The organism is Streptomyces sp. NPDC049687 (assembly GCF_044465285.1).
GTDB lineage: Bacteria > Actinomycetota > Actinomycetes > Streptomycetales > Streptomycetaceae > Streptomyces.
This window is the reverse complement of the sequence record NZ_JBITLN010000005.1, coordinates 494352-514998: the sequence shown is the minus strand read 5'-3', so window position 1 is coordinate 514998 and position 20647 is coordinate 494352. Positions and strand designations below refer to the sequence as shown.

Genomic DNA, 20647 nt, shown 5'->3' with positions numbered 1-20647 from the left:
GAAGAACAAGGAACGATCAGCATGCGCAGCCGAAGAGCCGCTCTCGCCACTTTCGCCGGAGTCGCCTCCGCCCTCACCCTGTCCGCCTGCGGGCAGCAGAGCGGGGACGCCGAGGACGGCTCCAAGGACGGCACCATCGGCATCGCCATGCCGACCCGAGCCTCCGAGCGCTGGATCACCGAAGGCAAGAGCATGGTCAAGGACCTGAAGGAGAAGGGGTACAAGACCCAGCTCGCCTACGGCGACGACGACCCGGACGCCCAGGTCTCGCAGATCGCCGACATGGTCAAGAAGGGCGTCGACGCGCTGATCATCGCGGCCATCGACAACAAGTCGCTGAACGACGTGCTCAAGCAGGCCGCCGCCGCGGACATCCCGGTGATCTCCTACGACCGGCTCATCCTCGGCACCGAGCACGTCGACTACTACGTGTCCTTCGACAACGAGCAGGTCGGCCGGCTCCAGGCCCTCTACATCATCGAGAAACTCGGCCTGGAGAAGGACAAGGGCCCGTTCAACATCGAGGTGTTCGCCGGTTCCCCCGACGACAACAACACCAAGTACTTCTTCGAAGGGGCGATGGCGCTCCTGCAGCCGTACCTGGACAGCAAGCAGCTGGTCGTCCAGTCCGGGCAGACCGCGCTCGACGAGGTCACCACCCTGCGCTGGGACGGAGCCACCGCGCAGAAGCGCATGAACGGCATCCTCGCCAAGTCGTACGTGAGCGGGAAGGTCGACGCGGTCCTCTCGCCGTACGACGGCATCTCCATCGGTGTCCTGTCCGCGCTGAAGTCATACGGCTACGGCACCGGCAGCAAGCCCTTCCCGGTCGTCACCGGCCAGGACGCCGAACTGGCCTCGGTGAAGTCGATCATCGCGGGAGAGCAGTCGCAGACCGTCTACAAGGACGTCCGCGAACTCGGCGGGGTCGCCTCGGAGATGGTCGACGCGATACTCAGCGGCAGGACGCCGAAGCTGAACAACAGACGGGACTACAACAACGGCGTCAAGGCCGTGCCCGCCTACCTGCTGCAGCCGACGAGCGTCGACAAGAGCAACTACGAGTACGTCCTGGTCGCGGGCGGCTTCTACACGGACGCCGAGCTCAAGTAGCCGTCAGCCGTCCTTGCGGGCCATCAGCAAGGCCTGGGGGGTCGTCTCGCCCCGGCCGGTCTCCGGCTCCCGTACCGTGCACGACAATGGCGTGAAACCCGCCGCCGTCAGCAGTCCGGTCATTCGCTCCGGGCGGCGGCGCTCGAAGTCGAGGGCGACGTCGTGGCCCCAGGGGCGGTCGTAGCGGCGGGGCTCGTCACCCACCTGGAAGCCGAGGAAGAGGAGGCCGCCGGGGGCGAGCACGCGGTGGAGCTCCGAGAAGAGGGACGGGAGTTCGTCCACAGGGGTGTGGATGGAGGAGTAGAAGGAGACGACCCCCGCCAGCGCCCCGTCGGGGAAGCCCAGCTCCAGCATCGAGCCCTGCTCGAACCGGATCCCCGGGTTCTCGCGCCGCGCGATCGCCAGCATCGACTCCGACAGGTCGAGCCCGGACATCTCCAGCCCCAGTGAGGCGAGGAAACCCGTCACCCAGCCGGGGCCGCACCCCAGGTCGGCCACCCGGCCGCCGGCGCCGACGAGCTCCGCGTACGCTGTGAGCACGGCCCGCTCCAGCGGCATGGCCGCCAGCCCGTCCCGGAAACGCTCCGCGTAGTCCTCGGCGACGGCGTCGTAGAAGGTGCGGGTGGCGGTGAGGAACTCGGGAGTGGTGGTCGCTGAGGTGTCGGTCATGGGCGCGGACCCTAGCCGCCCCCACTGACAGCCGATGGGCCTCCGGGCGTTTCTAAGCCACCCCGACCGCCCGCAGCACCCCCGCCGTCGCCGCCGCCCCCAGCACCACCACCGCGAAGGGCGCCCGCCGCCACGCCAGCACCGCTCCCATCAGCACCCCGGCCGGCCGCGCCCAGCCGGCGAAGCCCCCGGCCTCGGTGAGCGCTCCCGCGGCCAGCAGGGCGACGAGCAGGACGACCGCCCCCGCCGACAGCAGCTCCTGGACGCGGGCGGGCAGCTCGACCCGTCCGTGCAGCGCCGGTCCGACCAGGCGGAAGGCGTACGTGCCCACGGCCAGTGCCAGGATCATCGTGACGGTCGCGTTCATCGGGCGGCCTCCGTACGGCCGTACAGGAGGAGCCCGGCGAGGGCGAGCAGTACCGGCACGCCGGGCGGGGTGAACGGGGTGGCCGCCAGGGCGAGGAGCGCGCCGGACGCCGCCGGGCGGCGCAGGTGGGTGTCCTTGCGGAGGGCGGGGAGCACCAGGGCGACGAGTACGGCGGGGAAGGCGGCGTCCAGGCCGTAGGTGGCGGTGTCGCCGAGCGCGGCGCCGGCCAGCGCGCCGGTGGCGACGCCCGCGTTCCACACCGTGAACAGGCCGATGCCGGAGATCCAGAAGGCGGCGCGGCGGCGCGCCGGGTCGGACTGGGCGAGGGCGAAGGCGACCGTCTCGTCGGTCACCAGGTGGGCGCCGAGGAGCCGGGCCGCCCGGCCGGGCCCGAGGAGGTCGGCGACCGCGAGGCTGAACGCGGCCGTGCGGGTGTTGAGGAGCAGGCCGGTGGCCGCCGCCGCGAGCGGACCGCCCCCGGCGAGCAGCACACCCACCGCGCTGAACTGGGCGGAGCCCGCGTACACCGTCAGGGACATCACCACGGGCACCCACACGGGCAGACCCCCGGCCACGGAGATCGCGCCGAAGGAGACACCAATCACTCCACTGGCGAGCCAGACGAGTGAACTGTCCCTGATCAGCGGCTTCGAGGAGGACGGGCGAGGCGGGCGGGGTGTTCGTTGCGGCGAACGCATGTTTTCTACAATGAACAGAGTGGCCCCGTTCGTCAAGGCGAACGAACGTACCGATGGAGCGAACGCCATGCCCGACACACCCTCCCGTCTCCCTCTCGACTGGATCGCCGCCGCCCTGCGCCGCGAGCGCACCCGCGCCGGGCTGTCCCTCTCCGAGCTGGCCAAACGGGCCGGAATCGCGAAGTCCACGCTCTCCCAGCTGGAGGCGGCGAGCGGCAATCCGAGCGTGGAGACCCTCTGGGCGCTGGGCGTGGCGCTGGGCGTGCCGTTCAGCGCGCTGGTCGAGCCGCCGGCGCCCGCCGTACGGGTGATCCGGGCGGGGCAGGGGCCGACCGTCGCCTCGGAGCAGGCGCCGTATGCCGCGACCCTCCTGTCGGCCAGCCCGCCGGGCGCCCGGCGGGACATCTACCACCTGCGGGCCGAGCCGGGCGCCGCCCGCGTGTCGGAGCCGCACATCCCGGGCACGGTCGAGCATCTGATCGTGAGCACGGGGAGGGTGAAGGCCGGGCCGGCGGGGGAGCTTTTCGAACTCGAGCCGGGGGACTATCTGACTTATCGGGGTGATGTGCCGCATGCGTACGAGGCGCTGGCACCGGGGACGAGCTTCGTGCTGGTCATGCAGCACCTGTGAGTCACCGGGAATTCACCGGGACTTTCCGGGAGTCCCGCGACGGGATGCCGTGACGCGAAAAGGCAGGAGCCCCGTGCCGGCCGGCACGGGGCTCCTTGGGTACTGCTTTCAGACTGCGATCACAGGGGGGTGGATCGTCACACGGGGGTGACGTTCTCCGCCTGCGGACCCTTCGGGCCCTGCGTCACATCGAAGGAGACCTGCTGGTTCTCCTCGAGGGAACGGAAACCCGTGGCGTTGATCGCGGAGTAGTGGACGAAGACGTCGGGGCCGCCGCCTTCCTGGGCGATGAAGCCAAAGCCCTTTTCGGCGTTGAACCACTTCACGGTTCCGGTAGCCATAAGCCCTCCTTGGGCCCAAAGGGTTGCCCTGCTCCAGAACCTGCAAGTGTGAAAGCAGTGCCGCACAATGCATACGTCTGAAAATGTCAAGAGCCCGCGGTTACATGCTCCGCAGGCTCTGTACTGCAAGGGAAACCAAACTGCAACTTGCGGCGAGCCTAGCACGCGGGCAGCCGAAAGCAATAGAGGTCAAGATCACGTCACCCGGATGTTTGAAGATCCTTGGGACGGGTTGACCCTGTGGTTGACCCGGGGGCCGGAGTCCGCAGCGTACTCCTCCGGGGCTAGCCTCGCGATGTGGACAATTCTCGCACCCGGCCGCGCGTCGGCCACATCCAGTTCCTGAACTGCCTGCCCCTCTACTGGGGGCTCGCGAGAACGGGCACGCTCCTCGACTTCGAGCTCACCAAGGACACCCCGGAGAAGCTCAGCGAGCAGCTGGTGCAGGGCGACCTCGACATCGGGCCCATCACCCTGGTCGAGTTCCTCAGGAACGCCGACGACCTGGTCGCCTTCCCCGACATCGCGGTCGGCTGCGACGGCCCGGTCATGTCCTGCGTGATCGTCTCGCAGGTCCCGCTGGAGGAGCTGGACGGCGCCCGCGTCGCCCTCGGCTCCACCTCGCGCACCTCCGTGCGCCTGGCCCAGCTGCTGCTGGCGGACCGTTTCGGCGTCCGGCCCGAGTACTACACCTGCCCGCCCGACCTCAGCCTGATGATGCAGGAGGCGGAGGCGGCCGTGCTGATCGGCGACGCGGCGCTGCGGGCCAACCTGCTGGACGGGCCGCGCTACGGGCTCCAGGTGCACGATCTGGGCGCCCTCTGGAAGGAGTGGACCGGGCTGCCGTTCGTCTTCGCGGTCTGGGCCGCCCGCCGCGACTACCTGGACCGCCAGCCGGTCATCACGCGGGAGGTCCACCAGGCCTTCCTCGCCTCCCGCAACCTCTCCCTGGACGAGGTCGGCAAGGTCGCCGAACAGGCGGCCCGCTGGGAGGCGTTCGACGAGCGGGTGCTGGCGCGGTACTTCACCACCCTCGACTTCCGCTTCGGGGCACCGCAGCTGAACGCGGTCGCGGAGTTCGCCCGCCGGGTCGGTCCGACGACCGGCTTCCCGGCGGACGTGAAGGTGGAGCTGCTCCAGCCGTAGGGACACCACTACGCTGCTGGCGAGTCCTACGGGGACCAGGGGCCTTGCCGGGTCCCGCACGGGGGAGGGGTGGACGCCCATGCAGCCGCTCGGAGTCGACGAACCCACGGCCGTCGGGCCCTACCGGCTGCTCGGCCGGCTCGGCTCCGGCGGTATGGGCCGGGTCTTCCTGGGCCGCAGCGCCGGGGGCCGCACGGTCGCCGTGAAGATCGTGCACCCGCACCTCGCGCTCGACGAGGAGTTCCGCGCCCGCTTCCGGCGCGAGGTCGAGGCCGCGCGCCGGGTCGGCGGCGCGTGGACCGCGCCGGTGCTGGACGCCGATCCCGAGGCCACCGTGCCGTGGGTGGCGACCGCGTACGCGGCCGGTCCGTCGCTCGCCGCGGCCGTCGCCTCCGTCGGCGGGCCGCTGCCCGAGCACACTGTACGGGTGCTGGGGGCGGGGCTCGCCGAGGCGCTGGCGGCCGTGCACGAACTGGGCCTGGTGCACCGGGACGTCAAGCCGTCCAACGTGCTGCTCACGGTGGACGGCCCGCTTCTCATCGACTTCGGCATCGCCCGCGCGACGGACGGCACGGCCTCGCTCACCTCCACCGGCGTCTCCGTCGGCTCGCCCGGCTACATGGCCCCCGAACAGATCCTCGGCCGGGGCGTGTCGGGCGCGGCCGACGTCTTCTCCCTCGGCGCGGTGCTGGCGTTCGCGGCGACCGGCGAGCCGCCCTTCCCCGGCGACTCCTCGGCCGCGCTGCTCTACAAGGTCGTCCACGAGGAGCCCGCGCTCGGGGAGTTGGGGGCGGGGGTGCTGCGGGAGGTCGTCGAGGCCTGCCTCGCCAAGGACCCCTCGGCCCGGCCTGCCCCCGGCGAAGTGGCCCGGCGGCTCGCACCCGAGGGGGCGGCGCGGCTCGTGGCGGGCGGCTGGCTGCCGGGTGCGCTGGTGGAGCAGGTGGGGCGGAGCGCCGTACAACTGCTGAACCTGGAGGCCGCGGGGGCCGAAGCCGTCGCGTCCGGGCCGGTGGGGTTCAGCAGTGCCTCGGTGGGGGCCGGCGAGCCGCTGACCGCGGGGGAGTTCGGGCCGCCGCCGGTGATGGACGCGAGCCCCGTGACACCGGCGGACCTGCCGGCACCCCGGGACGCCCGGCCCGACACCGGTGGCGGTGAGCGTCCGGGGAAGGTGTCGGTCACCGTGTCGGCCGCCGCGACCCCGGGGGAGGGCGGCCGCGGGAGACGGCTGAGCTGCACCGTCGCGCTGGCGGTCGCGGGGGCGCTGGCGGCGGTGACCCTGGGCTCGGTCATCGTGTTCCCGTTCGGGTCGGACGACAACGATCAGCCCAGCGACACCTCGGGCGGCGCCTACTCCTCCGCGCCGACGGCGGCTTCAAGCCCGACCGACGGCGACGCGCCCACCGCGCTCCCCGCGCGCTATGCCGGCACCTGGCAGGGCGAGGGCAGCGGCCTCGGCGGCACGCTTCCCATGGGCACCTTCCGGGTGACCCTCCGTCCGGCCGACGTCGGCGAGGAAATCGGCGAGCTGCGGCAGACCGATGTGCTCGGCGGGGTCTGCGTCGACGTGCTGACGCTGAAGAAGGTGACGGCGAAGGAGGTCGTCGCCGACTCGGTGGGCGCCAAGAGCAACCATTCCGGCTGCAATCCGGAACCCCACACGATCCGCCTCACCCCGACCGGCGACGATCTGACGTACACGTCGGACAGCGCGGCGGAGGGCAATCCGACGGCCCGCATGTCGAAGGTCCGGTAGATGAGCACGCCGCCGAGCGACCTCACGTTGATCGCCTTCGCCGCCCTGTGGGGAGTGCTGGCGGGAGCGCTGCTGCCGAGGGCCGCCTACCGGTTCTCCGTACCGTCCCAGGAGGGGGAGGGGGAGGCCGAGGCGGAGGGGCAGGAGAACGACGGCGGTGGCTGGCGGGACACCTGCCCTGCCGGGCACCCGGTGCGCGGATGGCTCGGGCCGGCGCGGTGCGGCCGGTGCGCCGCCGGTCCCGGTGCGCCGGCGGCCGCAGCCGCAGTCGCCGGTCCTCTGCCTCCGCGTGGGGAGGCGGCGGGGGACGGCGGTCATCCGCCTCCGTCCGGGGAGGGGACGGGGGACGCCGGGCGGCTTGTTCCGGCGGTCTCTTCGCGGTCGTACGCCCCGGGCGGGCTTCTTCTTCCCCCGGTCACCGCGCTCGTCTGCGCCGCTCTCGGCGCGGCCACCGGGCTGCGGCCCGAGCTGGCCGTCTGGCTGCTGCTCGCGCCTGTGGGGGTGCTGCTGGCCGTCGTCGATCTGCGGGTGCAGCGGCTGCCCGACGCGCTGACCCTGCCCCTCGCGGCCGCCGCCCCGGCCCTCCTCGGCGGCGCCGCGCTGCTGCCCGAGCACGCCGGGCACTGGACGACGGCCCTGCTGGGCGGCCTGCTCCTCGGCGGCGGCCATCTGCTCCTGCACCTCATCAGTCCCGCCGGCCTGGCTTTCGGCGACGTGAAACTGGCCCTCGGCACGGGCGCCGTCCTCGGCTGGTACGGCTGGCCGACCGTCATGCTGGGCACCTTCGCCGCGTTCCTGCTCGGCGCGCTGTACGGCGGCGTGCTCGTCGTCCTGGGCCGGGCCGGGCGCCGGACGGGGATCCCGTTCGGGCCGTTCATGCTGGCGGGAGCCTTCGTCGGGCTGCTGATAGGGGCGTACGCGGCCTGAGGTGAGCCCTGCGAACGCGCTGGCGTAGGCTGGTTCGGTCCGTCCACAACCCTTACGAAAGGGACGCTCCCGGTGACCGAGAAGGCCGACCTCCCGTCAGTGCTCGACCGTGCCGCCGAGGGTGGGCGGATCACCCCCGAGGAGGCGCTGGCCCTCTACCGCGACGCGCCCCTGCACGCGCTGGGTGCCGCCGCCGATGCCGTGCGGCGGCGGAAGTACGCCGGTACCGAGCACATCGCGACGTACATCATCGAGCGGAACATCAACTACACCAACGTGTGCGTCACGGCGTGCAAGTTCTGTGCCTTCTACGCCGCTCCCAAGGACACGGCCAAGGGCTGGACGCGCGACCTCGACGACATCCTGCGCCGCTGTGCCGAGACCGTCGAACTGGGCGGCACCCAGATCATGTTCCAGGGCGGGCACCACCCGGACTACGGAGTGGAGTACTACGAGAAGCACTTCGCCGCCATCAAGGAGGCGTTCCCGCAGCTGGTGATCCACTCGCTGGGCGCGTCCGAGGTCGAGCACATGGCCCGGATCTCCAAGGTGAGCGTCGAGGAGGCGATCACCCGGATCCACGCGGCCGGTCTCGACTCCTTCGCCGGCGCCGGCGCGGAACTCCTCCCCGCACGCCCCCGCAAGGCCATCGCGCCCCTCAAGGAGTCCGGCGAGCGCTGGCTGGAGATCATGGAGACCGCGCACCGGCTGGGCGTCGAGTCGACGTCCACCATGCTGATGGGCACCGGCGAGACCAACGCCGAGCGCATCGAGCACCTGCGGATGATCCGCGACGTACAGGACCGGACGGGCGGCTTCCGCGCCTTCATCCCGTACACCTACCAGCCCGAGAACAACCACCTGAAGGGCCGTACGCAGGCCACGATCTTCGAGTACCTGCGGATGATCGCCATCGCCCGGCTGTTCATGGACAACATCCAGCACATCCAGGGCTCCTGGCTGACCACCGGCAAGGAGGTCGGCCAACTCTCCCTGCACTACGGCGCCGACGACCTCGGCTCGATCATGCTGGAGGAGAACGTCGTCTCCTCGGCCGGCGCCAAGCACCGCTCCAACCGGCTGGAGATCATCGACCTCATCCGCAAGGCGGGCCGGGTGCCCGCCCAGCGGTCCACGACGTACGAGCACCTCGTCGTCCACGAGGACCCGGCGAACGACCCCGTCGACGAGCGGGTCGTCTCGCACATCTCCTCGACGGCGATCGCGGGCGGCACGGCCCACCCAGAGCTGACGATCCTCGCCTCCAACTAGGGCCCCGTTGCTGACGATTCACGCCGCCGACCTGCTGGTGTCCGGCGACCCGAAGCGGCCGTCGGTGCCCGGTGGCGCGGTGCTCGTGGACGGGCGCGAGTGCGTGGCCGCGGGGCCGTACGAGGAGCTGGCGGCTGCCCACCCGAGTGCTCGGGTGCGGCGCTGGCCGGGACTGCTCACCCCTGGGCTCGTCAACCGGTACGGCCCCGAACTCCTGGAAGGCGCCTACCATCCGGACCCGCGCGAGGCCGGGGAACTGGGCGGCGAGCCGCTCACCGGTGAGGCACTCGCGGCCCTGCCCATGACGGACGCCCGCTGGGGCGCGAGTGCGCGGCGCGGGGTGCAACGGATGCTGGCACACGGGACGGTGGCCGTGGCAGGAGACCTGTGGCGGCCCGCCGTCATGGACGCCGTTCGCCGGGCGGGGCTGTCGGTCGAGGAGCGGTTCCACGCCCCCGAAGGCCCGCCGTCGCTGGACCCCTTGGCGGGTCGGGATCTCGTGGCCGCGATCCTCATGCCCCTGTTCCCCGGCGCCGGCATGCCCGCGACCTTCACCGTCTTCGACGTCCCCGACGAGGAAACGCTGGCAGCGAAGGGCGCGTCCCACTGCGTGGTCACGGTGATCGAGGGCAAGTTGGTGTACCGGTCCAGGTGACCCGCCCTACCCGGTGAACGCCTCCGCGAACGCCCCCGGACTCTGCTCCACGCCACTGCAGTTGGTCGGCGCGTCATCCGTGGACGTCCCGTCCGCACACTGCTGGTCCCGGAACGTCGCCCACATCGACACCCACGCCACCCCCTTCTTCTCGGCGAACGCCCGCACCTGAGCCGCGTCCGCCAAGGAGAACGTCTCGTTGTCGACGTCGTTCGTCCCGATCATCGAGGTCAGCGCCAGCCCCTTCCAGGCGGTCTCGTCCGCCGTGCCGAACACCTCCCTCAACTGGGCCTGCGCGGCCGTCGCCGAGGTGATCGCGTACGACCCCATGTCCCCGGCGTACGACTCGCCGTAGTTCATGGTCATCAGATTGACCGTGGACACCTGGACGTCGTACTCGTTGGCGGACTCCAGCAGCGCCAAGCCGTCGTCGTCCAGGCCGGACGGCATCACCGGCAGGGTGAAGGAGACCTCCAGGCCGGGACGGTCCTCCTGGAGCAGGGCGATCGCCTTCGAACGCCGGGCGACCGAGTCGGAGTCGGTCAGTTCGTCGCCCTCGATGTCGAAGTCGGCCCGGCTGGAGCCGGCCGCGTCGAGCGCGGCGCCGTACGCCTTCGCCAGCGCGGACGCGCTGTCACAGGTCGATGCCAGCTCCTTGCCGGACGCCCCGCCGAAGGAGACGCGGACCGTGGCGCCCGACTCCGTGAGCGCCGAGACACGGGAGGCCACCGCCGTGTCGTCGACGGCGACCGTCCCGTTCCACTCCGGTGTGCAACCGCTGCCGTCGGAGATGACGAACGCCAGGTTGTACGCCGCCGGCGAGCCCGCGGAGTCGTTGTCGGAGGCTTCCGTCGCGCTGACGTACGGCGCGTAGGCCGTGGTGGAGGAAGCGGCGGCCTCCGCGGCCGTCGCCGAGGGGGACGACGAGCTCCGTCGGGACGGCCCGGGTGCTGCGTCCGCACTGCCGTCGGACCCCGCGGAGCACCCCGCCGTGGCCAGGGCAAACAAGCAACTGAGCCCCGCCAGCGGCTTCAGGAAACTCCTCATCGCGCATGCACCCGCTCTCGTGATTTCTGTCTCAGGGGAAAATAGGAGTACGTATTCCAGGTGAAAATTTCTCACATGAAGCCGCACAAATTTTGAACAGTGAACGTACAGGGAGGTCATGGACAGGCCACTGTAAAAACGGACAATCACCCCCTCAAGAGGGGCATTCAACCCTGCATCACGAGGGGTGCTTCCCGCAGGCTTTCTGGGAAACTCTCAGGAAGGAGACAGATTAAGGAGTTTCTCATGGGTCTCTCACATGAGTTTCCGGGTTTCTGACACATAAAGACTCCCTAATGTCCGGGGAATGCATTCCGAGTCTTCCGAGCCTGCCGTCGATAGTCGTGACGCCGTTCGCGGTCGCCGTCGCAAACGCGGCGGCAACGCCGCCGATGGGCCCGTGTTCGTGGACAACTCAGGACGCAGGTCCAAGCTGCTGCGCCGGGTCGGCATCCTCCTCGGCGTCGGCTGCCTCGCCTACGCCGCCGTCCTGGGCGCCGCCTTCATGGGCTGGGGCAGCTCCCTCACACCCTCCTCGCTCCTGCCCTTCGGCGGCCAGGGCTACCAGAACCGTCAGGGGCCCGGGGGCGGCATCCGCCCCGACGGGGGCCTCGGCAACCAGGTGGGCGCGCCGGGCGGCACCGGCCCCTCCGGGCTGCGCACGGGCACCGCCTCGCCGTCCGCCACCGCCTCCGCCAACTGACGGGACCGCACCACCACCATGACCACGACGACTCCCTCGCGCGGGCGCCGCCGCGCCCCCACCCGGATGAAGCGGGCGGCGGGAAAGGCCGCGGCGCTGCAGAAACCGCGCGTCATCCTCGCCCTGCTGCTCCTGCTCGCGCTGACCAGCGTGATGCTGCTCGACGGCTATCTGCGCGCCGAGGTCGGCGGCGACCAGCGCGTGCGCACCGGCGCCGGCTCCAGCAAGGTCCCCGACGACGTCCTCGACGGCGGGCCGATCCTCACCTTCCGGGGCGGCCGGGCCACCACGGTCTCCGTGCCGGACAAGACGATCGCGCTCACCTTCGACGACGGTCCGAACCCGACCTGGACGCCGAAGGTCCTCGAGATCCTCCAGGAGTACGACGTGCCCGGCACGTTCTTCCTGGTGGGCTCGATGGTCTCGCGCTACCCGGCCATCGTGCAGGACATGGTCGAGCAGGGGAACGAGGTGGGCATCCACACGTTCACCCACGTCGACCTCTCCTACCAGAGCGATTCCCGCGTCGCCCGCGAGATGCAGCAGACCCAGCTCGCGCTCGCGGGCGCGGCCGGCATCACGACCACGCTCTTCCGGGCCCCGTACTCCTCCAAGACGGACGCCATCGACAACTACAGCTGGCCCGTCTACCAGGAGCTCGGCTCGGACGGCTACACCAGCGTCTTCGTCGACACCGACAGCGACGACTGGAAGAAGCCGGGCGTCTCGAAGATCATCAAGTGGGCCACGCCGGAGGACGGCAAGGGCGCGTCGGTGCTCTTCCACGACGCGGGAGGCGAGAGGTCGCAGACCATCAAGGCGCTGCCGCGGTACATCGAGAAGATGAAGGCGGCGGGGTACAGCTTCACCACCGTCAGCGGTGTGCTGCGGGAGCAGAACGCCGGCCAGAACGCGGGCGGGCAGCAGCGGGCGGCCGGTGCGGCCGGTTACGGGGAGGCCGGCTCCGGTGTCACCGGCGAGCAGCCGGAAGGCGTACGGAACGGTGAGGCAGGCACCACCGGCACGGGAGCGGCTGCCGCGCGCAACCCCCTCCAGGCCGCCCATCGCGAGGCCACCGGGGTGACCCTCTACGAGGGCAAGGCCCTCATCGCGGCGGTCGCGCTCGCCGAGTGGACGGTTCCCACGCTGTCGGTGGGGCTGATGGTCGTGGGCGTGGCGGTCATGGGCCGCTTCGGGATGATGCTCGTCCTCGCCCGCCGCCACCACAGACTGCGCAACAAGCGCCGTTTCGGCTGGGGGCCGACCGTCACCCGCCCGGTGAGCGTGATCGTCCCGGCGTACAACGAGAAGGAGTGCATCGCCAACACGCTGCGGTCGCTGGCGCGGAGCACCCATCCCATCGAGATCATCGTGGTCGACGACGGGTCGACGGACGGCACGTCCGAGATCTCGCGCGAGGCGGCGATGTCCCTCGGCATGACGAACGTCCGGGTCATCCGGCAGGAGAACGCGGGCAAGCCGGCCGCCCTCAACAACGGCGTCCGCAACGCCAGTTACGACATCGTCATCATGATGGACGGTGACACCGTCTTCGAGCCCGACGCCGTGCACCAGTTGGTGCAGCCCTTCGCCGATCCGGAGGTCGGCGCGGTCGCGGGCAACGCCAAGGTCGGCAACCGCAACACCGTCATCGGCGCCTGGCAGCACATCGAGTACGTGATGGGCTTCAACCTCGACCGCCGGATGTACGACCTGCTGCGCTGCATGCCGACGATCCCGGGTGCGATCGGCGCGTTCCGCCGGGACGCCGTGCTGGAGGTCGGCGGCATGAGCGAGGACACCCTCGCCGAGGACACCGACATCACGATCGCCATGCACCGCGCGGGCCGGCGGGTCGTCTACCAGGAGCACGCCAAGGCCTGGACGGAGGCGCCGGGCTCCCTGAAGCAGCTGTGGTCCCAGCGGTACCGCTGGTCCTACGGCACCATGCAGGCGCTCTGGAAACACCGCAAGTCATTGACGGACAAGGGCCCTTCGGGCCGCTTCGGCCGCGTCGGCATGCCGCTGGTCGTCCTCTTCCAGATCATCACGCCGGTCTTCGCCCCGCTCATCGACGTCTTCACCCTCTACTCGATGATCTTCATCGACTTCCAGGCGGCCCTGCTGGCCTGGCTCGCGGTGCTGGGCGTGCAACTGGGCTGCGCGGCGTACGCGTTCCGCCTGGACGGCGAGCGGTACCGCTACCTGTGGATGATGCCGCTGCAGCAACTGGCCTACCGCCAGATGATGTACCTCGTCCTCATCCACTCCTGCGTCACCGCCCTGACCGGCGGCCGCCTGAGGTGGCAGAAGCTGAAGCGAACGGGCGAGGTCGGGACACCGGCGGGGGTGAGCTGATGGGGTCGCACCGAAGGGGCGGGCAGGCACGGGGGGCCGCGGCGGACTCCGCCGACGGGGCGGTGTTGACCGCGGCCACCGCTGTGGGAAGTCGTGCCGCGGGGCGACGGGGGTCCCTCCGCTCGGGCGAAGCCGAGCGCGGGGGAGAGTGGGCACAGCCGGCGGCACCGGGCACCGAGGTGACAGGGGTCCGGGAGTCCGGCCCACCCGCACCCGCGAGGGACCGCTACTTCGACACCCTCCGCGCCCTCGCCCTCGTCCGCGTCGTCACCTACCACACCTTCGGCTGGGCCTGGGCAGGCATGGTCTTCCCCTCCATGGGCATCATGTTCGGCCTCGCCGGCACCCTCATGGCCAAGTCCCTGGAGCGCCCGGCACCGAAGGTGGTCAAGAGCCGCCTCCGCCGCCTCCTGCCCCCCTTCTGGTTCTGGGGCGTCTTCGTGGTCCTGGCGATGCTGATCCACGGCTGGATGCCGAACTGGGAGATCGTCTACTGGGTCGTCCCGCTGGGCGACCCCCCGGGCAACGCCTGGGGCGAGCAGGCCTGGGAGATCCTCTGGTACCTGCGCACGTACCTCTGGTTCGTCCTGCTCTCCCCCGTCCTGCTCCGTGTGTTCCGCCTGGCCCCCCTCCCGGTCCTCGCCCTCTCCCTCACGCCGATCCTGGTCCTGAACTTCGTCTGGTCGGGCCCGGACAACCGGCTGGGCACCGTGCTGTGGGACCTGTCGACGTACCTCTTCTGCTGGATGCTGGGTTTCGCCCACCGCGACGGCGTTCTGGAGCGGATGAAGCCGGCCGCGGTCGCCGTGGCCTCCCTCGCGGCGATCGGCTGCGGCGGCTGGTACGCCTTCTCCCACCAGGCCGACTTCGGCACCTACGACCTGGACGAGAACCCCGTCGCGCAGGCCTTCTGGTCGGCCGGCTTCGTGCTGCCGCTGATGTGGGCGAAGGCGTACTTCCGGATCGACTTCGCCCGGCTGACCCGTCTGCGCCGTACGAACCGGCTCGTCACCGTCTTCAACGCGCGCGCGGTCACGATCTACCTCTGGCACCAGATCGCCCTGATTCTCGCGGTCCCCCTCATCGACCAGTTCTGGAACGTGCCCGCGTTCGAGACGTACCTGCCGCTGGAGAGCCAGTGGTTCATGTTCGGGGTGGCCTGGGTGCTGATCGCGGTCTTCGTCCTGCTGTGCGGGTGGGTGGAGGACGTGGCGGCGAAGAAGAAGCCGGCACTTCTGCCCTGAGGGCGTGCTGTAAGAATGTCGAGGTGACCCGCGCTTCCCTGAACAAGCAGCCCCACGAAGTCGCCTCGATGTTCGACCGCGTGGCGGAACGGTACGACCTCACGAACGACGTGCTGTCGCTCGGCCAGGACCGGAGGTGGCGCAAGGAGGTCGCGAAGGCGGTCGACGCCCGCCCGGCGCAGAAGGTCCTGGACCTCGCCGCGGGCACGGCCACCTCCTCCCTGCCCTTCGCGCGGACCGGCGCGTACGTCGTCCCCTGCGACTTCTCCCTCGGCATGCTCCAGGTCGGCAAGAAGAAGCACACCTGGCTGCCGTTCACGGCCGGGGACGCGACGCGGCTGCCGTTCAAGGACGACACCTTCGACGCCGTCACCATCTCCTTCGGCCTGCGCAATGTGCAGGACTTCGACGCCGCGCTGCGCGAGATGCACCGGGTGACCAAGCCCGGCGGGAGGGTCGTGATCTGCGAGTTCTCCCACCCGACGTGGGCGCCCTTCCGCACCGTCTACACCGAGTACCTGATGCGCGCCCTGCCCCCGGTCGCCCGCGCGGTCTCCTCGAACCCGGACGCCTACGTCTACCTCGCCGAGTCCATCCGCGCCTGGCCCGACCAGCCCGCGCTGGCCGAGCGGCTGCGCAAGGCCGGCTGGTCCAGGGTCGCCTGGCGCAACCTGACGGGCGGCGTGGTGACCCTGCACCGGGGCTTCAAGGAGAGCTGAGGCTCTCAGGGGCCGCCGGGCGCCTCAGGGGCATTGGGTGCCCGAGCCGTCGGCACGGGACTCATCTGCTGATCGCCTCGAAGGGATCCCGGGCCTGGTCAAGCTCGCGCTGCAGCCCGCCTCCCCCCGGTCTCGGCACGCGTGGCTCCCGTACGCCCGCACCGCCACCGCCCTCGCCCTCGGCGAAGTCGAACCACACGGTCACGACGGCCCCGCGTGGCACCTCGGCTCCGGGCGGTGGGTACTGCCGTACGACGTAGTCGACGACGGCGCGATGGAAGTCGGGCCGGTCCGGTGCGGCCAGCAGCACACCTCGCGCCATGGCCGCCTCGCGCGCGTCCACGGCCATCAGGCCGACGAACCGAGGTACGCGCACTTCGGGTGTTTTGGGTGGTATGAGCACAGATGTCACCCCCAGCGGTACTGGAAGGGTAACCGCACGCGGGTGCCGTTCGGAAGCGCTGAGTATCTTTCCGTGGCTTTTGACTACTCCGCGTTAGCGATGTCGTGGCGCCGGGATGTCACCGGGGCTGGAGGTCGAGCCGGTAGCAGTGCCCCTTCCGCTTCGACTCCGGAGTGGTGAAGACCTCCGCGAGCCGCATCCCCAGGCGCCGTGTGACGGCGATGGAGCGCGCGTTGCCCGCGTCGACCATGGCCACCACCCCCGGCACCCCGGCCGCCCGCACCCGCTCCAGGGTCATCTGCGCGGCCGCCGTCACATACCCCTGCCCCCAGTGCTCCCGCCCCAGCCGCCACCCGATCTCGATCTCGCCCTTGGGCCCCCAGTCCCGCGGCCACGGCTGGGCGCCGGTGAACCCGATGACCCGGTCGTCGCGGTCGAGCATGGTCCACAGGCAGAAGCCGTGCTCGGCGTCGTGCCGGCGCTGGCGTGCGGTGAGCTCCTCGTAGAAGGAGAGCTCGGCGGACCGGCCGCCGTGGAACTCCATGACGTCCGGGTGGTCGAAGACCCGGTGCCAGGCGACCGCGTCCTCGTCCGAGGGGACACGCAGCCGTACTACGGGGAGAGCTCGGTTCACGGGGCAGCCCTTCAGCCGGGTGATCAATTCTGCTGAATAGACTGCCCGTGTCCAGTGCCGGTCGGCACGTAGATTCCGAACTTGGGGAGATCCCGCCGTGACCGTCGAGACCGAGCCCCACTCCGAGCCCTCCTCCGAGTCGTTCTCCCAGAACAGCGCCGATGTCATCGTCGTCGGCGCGGGGCCGGCCGGCTCCACGACCGCCTACTACCTCGCCAAGGCGGGACTCGACGTACTCCTGCTGGAGAAGACCGAGTTCCCGCGCGAGAAGGTCTGCGGCGACGGCCTCACCCCCCGCGCCACCAAGCAGCTCGTGGCCATGGGCATCGACATCTCCGAAGAGGCCGGCTGGCTGAGGAACAAGGGGCTCAGGATCATCGGCGGCGGAGTGCGGCTGCAGCTGGACTGGCCGGATCTCGCCTCCTTCCCCGACTACGGCCTGGTCCGCAAGCGCGACGACTTCGACGAGCAACTGGCCCGCCAGGCCCAGAAGGCGGGCGCCCGCCTCTACGAGCGCTGCAACGTCGGCGCCCCGATCGTCGACGACCGCACCGGCCGTATCACCGGTGTGCACGCCAAGCTGGGCGAGGAGAAGCGGGAAGTCACCTTCCACGCCCCGCTGGTGGTGGCCGCCGACGGCAACTCCACCCGGCTCTCCCTGGCGATGGGCCTGCACCGCCGTGAGGACCGCCCGATGGGTGTGGCGGTCCGCACGTACTTCACCTCCCCGCGCCACGAAGACGACTACCTGGAGTCCTGGCTGGAGCTGTGGGACCGCCGGGGGCCCGAGGACCGGCTGCTGCCGGGCTACGGCTGGATCTTCGGCATGGGCGACGGGACGTCGAACGTCGGCCTGGGCGTGCTGAACACCTCCGACTCCTTCAAGGAGCTCGACTGGCGCGAGGTCCTCAAGGCCTGGTGCGCGTCCATGCCGGAGGACTGGGGCTACACCCCCGAAAACATGACCGGCCCGATCCGCGGCGCCGCCCTGCCCATGGCCTTCAACCGCAAGCCCCACTACACCAAGGGCCTGTTGCTGGTCGGCGACGCGGGCGGCCTGGTCAACCCCTTCAACGGCGAGGGCATCGCCTACGCCATGGAGTCCGGGCAGATCGCCGCCGACGTCATCGTGCAGGCCCACGCCCGCGCCACCCCCGCCCAGCGCGAACTCGCCCTGCGGCGCTACCCGCAGATTCTCGCCGACACCTACGGCGGCTACTACACGCTCGGCCGCGCCTTCGTGAAGCTCATCGGCAACCCGAAGGTCATGAAGATCGCCGCCCAGCGCGGTCTGACGCACCCGCTGCTGATGAAGTTCACGCTCAAGATGCTCGCGAACCTGACCGACCCCACCGGCGGCGACGCGATGGACCGCATCATCAACGGCCTGAGCAAGGTGGCACCGAAGGCCTGAGGCAGCGCGAAGGGCCGCTGCCCCCGAGCGGCTGCGGCCCTTGCGCGTGAGAGGTGCGGGGTGCTGTCAGAGCACCCGCACCGCGCCGCTCGGCGGGTCGTACGAAAGAGGCTTCTCGGCCACACCGGTGGACGGGTTCTGCGCGCCGACGAACATGCCGTCACCGACGTAGACCGCCACGTGGTAGGCGCTGCCCGCCCCGCCCCAGTAGAGGATGTCGCCCGGCCGCAGGTTGCTCAGCGAGACCTGGGTGCCCTGGGTCGACTGGTCCTGGGAGACGCGCGGCAGGTCGACGCCGACCTGCTTGAAGGCGGCCTGCACGAGGCCGGAGCAGTCCCAGGAGCTGGGTCCGGTGCCGCCGGAGACATAGGCGTCGCCGATCTGCGCCTTCACGAAGGCGATGACGGCAGCGGCCGAACCGGTCGCGGTCGACGTGCTGGTGGAGCTGCTGCCCGCCGACGTGGCGAGCGTGGTCCGCTCGGCGCTGCGCGAGGCGGCCTCCGCGGCGGCCTTACGGGCCTCCTCGGCCTTCTTCTTCGCCTCGGCCTTCTTGGCGGCGGCGAGGTCCTTCTTGGCCTCCTTGGCCGCGGCGGCGGCGGCCGCGTCGCGCTCGGCCTCGAGCTGGTAGTTGGCGGCGGCCTGCTGCGTGGCCTCCGCGGACTGCGCCACCTGGGCGGCCAGGTCACCCGTGAACACGGGCAGTTCGAGCGTCTGGGTCACCGGCTCGGCGGCGTTGGCCGAACCGGCCGCCGTGGCGACGGCCAGCGTGCCGAGTACACCACTGGCGACTCCGGCCCGCATCGCGATCGTCGACGCGCTGCGGCGGGGTTTCCGGTGGCTGCGTATGTGAGCGGTGTGGGACATGAGTCCAACCGGTATCAGGGGCTCCTCCATACCTTCAAGAAACGTGTGCTGCGCCACATTTGTTCAACGGAACCCTCGAACGCCCTTCACTCCATTCTTTATTGACGCCGTAACGGACATTGTGGACAAGGGTGATCGGGCCTGTGATCATGGGCTTTCGCTGTTACGCCCGAATTGCCCTCCGCCTACCATCGGTGGGGATCGTTGGCCAAGCCCGGTTCTCAGAGGTCTCTCATTGATGTGGCGGAGGTCACGGAACGGTCACCGATACGGCCGCGTCACGCGCGTAGATCGACTTCACTCCGGCCCCGCGCGCCGCTCGAGAACGCGTGCACGCGTCCACACCCGACTTCCGACCCCTCTCCGGGGTGTGAACGCGGCCCCTCTATCAAGGCGCGGCGTCCATCGCCAATTTGCATGCACGGGAAGCCTCTTGATATAGAGACGCCCGCTGCGGCCTGCGGCGACGACCGCAAATGTCACTTCTGGTGATCACTCTGACGCTTCCAGTGTGAAGATCACCGCCGATATGACTTCATGATCGTTCATCAGGTGGTGGAGATCACAAAGCTTGTGTAATACCCCGTGTCGCAGATCACAGAGCGGCAGGCATAAGATGCGAGGCAGTTGGGCTTGTGACCTGCTTCACATGTTCGCGATCTTCGCCGGAACAGGCGGGGTTCGTGGGGCCGGTGGGGCTGATGTGAGTCCGATGCCATCGCCAGCAGTCAGTGCCGACTGAGAGGAGCGAGGAGCGGTGAACGCGTATGCGCCCATCCTCGTACTGGGAGCCCTCGGGGCAGGCTTTGCGATCTTCTCCGTGGTCATGGCCACGTTGATCGGGCCAAAGCGGTACAACCGCGCGAAGCTCGAGGCCTACGAGTGCGGTATCGAGCCGACCCCCACGCCGGCCGGCGGCGGGCGCTTCCCCATCAAGTACTACCTGACGGCGATGCTCTTCATCGTCTTCGACATCGAGATCGTCTTCCTCTACCCCTGGGCCGTCACCTTCGACGCCCTGGGTGTCTTCGGGCTCGTGGAGATGCTGCTCTTCGTGCTCACCGTCTTCGTCGCGTACGCGTACGTATGGCGGCGCGGCGGCCTGGAATGGGACTGAGGGGCCTTTAAGTCATGGGACTCGAAGAAAAGCTGCCGAGCGGTTTCCTGCTGACCACCGTCGAGCAGGCCGCGGGCTGGGTGCGCAAGGCGTCCGTCTTCCCCGCCACGTTCGGCCTCGCCTGCTGTGCCATCGAGATGATGACCACCGGCGCCGGCCGCTACGACCTGGCCCGCTTCGGCATGGAGGTCTTCCGCGGTTCCCCGCGCCAGGCCGACCTCATGATCGTCGCCGGCCGGGTGAGCCAGAAGATGGCGCCGGTGCTCAGGCAGGTCTACGACCAGATGCCGAACCCGAAGTGGGTCATCTCCATGGGCGTGTGCGCGTCCTCGGGCGGCATGTTCAACAACTACGCGATCGTCCAGGGTGTCGATCACATCGTCCCCGTCGACATCTATCTGCCCGGCTGTCCGCCGCGTCCCGAGATGCTGATGGACGCGATCCTCAAGCTCCATCACAAGATCCAGAACTCCAAGCTGGGCGTGAACGCCGAGGAGGCGGCCCGCGAGGCGGAGGAAGCGGCGCTCAAGGCCCTGCCCACGATCGAGATGAAGGGGCTGCTGCGGTGAGCG

General features: G+C 70.2%; 22 protein-coding genes. 14 read left to right on the top strand and 8 right to left on the bottom strand.

The window, feature by feature from the left end; genetic code table 11:
• Positions 1-21: 21 nt before the first annotated feature.
• Positions 22-1113, top strand: a complete 1092-nt coding sequence (chvE, locus tag ACIBVL_RS19435; RefSeq protein ID WP_399098399.1) for a multiple monosaccharide ABC transporter substrate-binding protein — start codon at positions 22-24, stop codon at positions 1111-1113.
• A gap of 3 nt (positions 1114-1116) precedes the next feature.
• Here chvE and ACIBVL_RS19430 read toward each other — a convergent pair whose 3' ends face one another.
• The 3 genes from ACIBVL_RS19430 to ACIBVL_RS19420 are packed head-to-tail and all read right to left on the bottom strand — an operon-like array spanning position 1117 to position 2847.
• Complete coding sequence (locus ACIBVL_RS19430) at positions 1117-1782, bottom strand: class I SAM-dependent DNA methyltransferase (protein ID WP_399098398.1); 666 nt, start codon at positions 1780-1782, stop codon at positions 1117-1119.
• 52 nt (positions 1783-1834) lie between these two features.
• Positions 1835-2149 carry an AzlD domain-containing protein gene (locus tag ACIBVL_RS19425; protein ID WP_399098397.1) on the bottom strand — a complete coding sequence of 105 codons (315 nt, stop codon included), beginning with the start codon at positions 2147-2149 and terminating at the stop codon, positions 1835-1837.
• The gene (locus ACIBVL_RS19420) at positions 2146-2847 is read right to left on the bottom strand and encodes an AzlC family ABC transporter permease (RefSeq protein WP_399098396.1); all 702 of its coding nucleotides are present in this window, start codon (positions 2845-2847) and stop codon (positions 2146-2148) included. Before ACIBVL_RS19420 ends, ACIBVL_RS19425 begins: the two co-directional genes overlap by 4 nt.
• Positions 2848-2914: 67 nt before the next feature.
• Between ACIBVL_RS19420 and ACIBVL_RS19415 the strand changes: the two genes are divergently transcribed.
• Complete coding sequence (locus ACIBVL_RS19415) at positions 2915-3478, top strand: helix-turn-helix domain-containing protein (protein WP_399098395.1); 564 nt, start codon at positions 2915-2917, stop codon at positions 3476-3478.
• Between the two features lie 137 nt (positions 3479-3615).
• Here ACIBVL_RS19415 and ACIBVL_RS19410 read toward each other — a convergent pair whose 3' ends face one another.
• Positions 3616-3819, bottom strand: a complete 204-nt coding sequence (locus ACIBVL_RS19410) for a cold-shock protein (protein ID WP_004984723.1) — start codon at positions 3817-3819, stop codon at positions 3616-3618.
• A 297-nt stretch (positions 3820-4116) separates the two neighbouring features.
• Between ACIBVL_RS19410 and ACIBVL_RS19405 the strand changes: the two genes are divergently transcribed.
• The 5 genes from ACIBVL_RS19405 (at position 4117) to ACIBVL_RS19385 (ending at position 9572) form a co-directional block, all read left to right on the top strand.
• Positions 4117-4965 (top strand): menaquinone biosynthetic enzyme MqnA/MqnD family protein, encoded by an 849-nt coding sequence (locus ACIBVL_RS19405; RefSeq protein WP_399098393.1) that lies wholly within the window; start codon positions 4117-4119, stop codon positions 4963-4965.
• Positions 4966-5044: 79 nt separating this feature from the next.
• Positions 5045-6718 carry a serine/threonine-protein kinase gene (locus ACIBVL_RS19400; protein WP_399098392.1) on the top strand — a complete coding sequence of 558 codons (1674 nt, stop codon included), beginning with the start codon at positions 5045-5047 and terminating at the stop codon, positions 6716-6718.
• Entirely contained in the window at positions 6719-7645 is a 927-nt protein-coding gene (locus ACIBVL_RS19395) for a prepilin peptidase (protein WP_399098391.1), read from the top strand.
• Positions 7646-7717: 72 nt separating this feature from the next.
• Positions 7718-8917 (top strand): cyclic dehypoxanthinyl futalosine synthase, encoded by a 1200-nt coding sequence (gene mqnC, locus ACIBVL_RS19390; RefSeq protein ID WP_399098390.1) that lies wholly within the window; start codon positions 7718-7720, stop codon positions 8915-8917.
• A gap of 7 nt (positions 8918-8924) precedes the next feature.
• Complete coding sequence (locus ACIBVL_RS19385) at positions 8925-9572, top strand: hypothetical protein (protein ID WP_399098388.1); 648 nt, start codon at positions 8925-8927, stop codon at positions 9570-9572.
• A 6-nt stretch (positions 9573-9578) separates the two neighbouring features.
• Here ACIBVL_RS19385 and ACIBVL_RS19380 read toward each other — a convergent pair whose 3' ends face one another.
• The gene (locus ACIBVL_RS19380; protein ID WP_399098387.1) at positions 9579-10619 is read right to left on the bottom strand and encodes a chitinase; all 1041 of its coding nucleotides are present in this window, start codon (positions 10617-10619) and stop codon (positions 9579-9581) included.
• A 406-nt stretch (positions 10620-11025) separates the two neighbouring features.
• Here ACIBVL_RS19380 and ACIBVL_RS19375 point away from each other — a divergent pair, with 406 nt between their 5' ends.
• Genes ACIBVL_RS19375 through ACIBVL_RS19360 form a run of 4 tightly spaced genes read left to right on the top strand, consistent with a single transcriptional unit; the run spans position 11026 to position 15643 of the window.
• The gene (locus ACIBVL_RS19375) at positions 11026-11322 is read left to right on the top strand and encodes a hypothetical protein (protein WP_399098386.1); all 297 of its coding nucleotides are present in this window, start codon (positions 11026-11028) and stop codon (positions 11320-11322) included.
• Between the two features lie 18 nt (positions 11323-11340).
• The gene (locus ACIBVL_RS19370) at positions 11341-13680 is read left to right on the top strand and encodes a bifunctional polysaccharide deacetylase/glycosyltransferase family 2 protein (protein ID WP_399098385.1); all 2340 of its coding nucleotides are present in this window, start codon (positions 11341-11343) and stop codon (positions 13678-13680) included.
• Positions 13626-14924 (top strand): acyltransferase, encoded by a 1299-nt coding sequence (locus tag ACIBVL_RS19365; protein WP_399098384.1) that lies wholly within the window; start codon positions 13626-13628, stop codon positions 14922-14924. Before ACIBVL_RS19370 ends, ACIBVL_RS19365 begins: the two co-directional genes overlap by 55 nt.
• 23 nt (positions 14925-14947) lie before the next feature.
• The gene (locus ACIBVL_RS19360; RefSeq protein ID WP_399098383.1) at positions 14948-15643 is read left to right on the top strand and encodes a demethylmenaquinone methyltransferase; all 696 of its coding nucleotides are present in this window, start codon (positions 14948-14950) and stop codon (positions 15641-15643) included.
• A gap of 61 nt (positions 15644-15704) precedes the next feature.
• On the opposite strand, the gene ACIBVL_RS19355 is transcribed toward ACIBVL_RS19360, so the two are convergent.
• Positions 15705-16019, bottom strand: coding sequence for a PASTA domain-containing protein (locus tag ACIBVL_RS19355; RefSeq protein ID WP_399098382.1), 315 nt, complete (start codon positions 16017-16019; stop codon positions 15705-15707).
• Positions 16020-16164: 145 nt separating this feature from the next.
• The gene (locus ACIBVL_RS19350) at positions 16165-16707 is read right to left on the bottom strand and encodes a GNAT family N-acetyltransferase (RefSeq protein WP_399098381.1); all 543 of its coding nucleotides are present in this window, start codon (positions 16705-16707) and stop codon (positions 16165-16167) included.
• A 70-nt stretch (positions 16708-16777) separates the two neighbouring features.
• Here ACIBVL_RS19350 and ACIBVL_RS19345 point away from each other — a divergent pair, with 70 nt between their 5' ends.
• A complete protein-coding gene (locus ACIBVL_RS19345; protein WP_399098380.1) occupies positions 16778-18094 on the top strand; it encodes a geranylgeranyl reductase family protein in 1317 nt (438 codons plus the stop codon).
• Positions 18095-18160: 66 nt separating this feature from the next.
• Here ACIBVL_RS19345 and ACIBVL_RS19340 read toward each other — a convergent pair whose 3' ends face one another.
• Entirely contained in the window at positions 18161-18958 is a 798-nt protein-coding gene (locus ACIBVL_RS19340) for a C40 family peptidase (protein WP_399098379.1), read from the bottom strand.
• Between the two features lie 757 nt (positions 18959-19715).
• Here ACIBVL_RS19340 and ACIBVL_RS19335 point away from each other — a divergent pair.
• Positions 19716-20075 (top strand): NADH-quinone oxidoreductase subunit A, encoded by a 360-nt coding sequence (locus ACIBVL_RS19335; RefSeq protein WP_007383963.1) that lies wholly within the window; start codon positions 19716-19718, stop codon positions 20073-20075.
• 14 nt (positions 20076-20089) lie between these two features.
• Entirely contained in the window at positions 20090-20644 is a 555-nt protein-coding gene (locus ACIBVL_RS19330) for an NADH-quinone oxidoreductase subunit B family protein (protein ID WP_055635348.1), read from the top strand.
• The last annotated feature ends 3 nt before the right edge of the window (positions 20645-20647 follow it).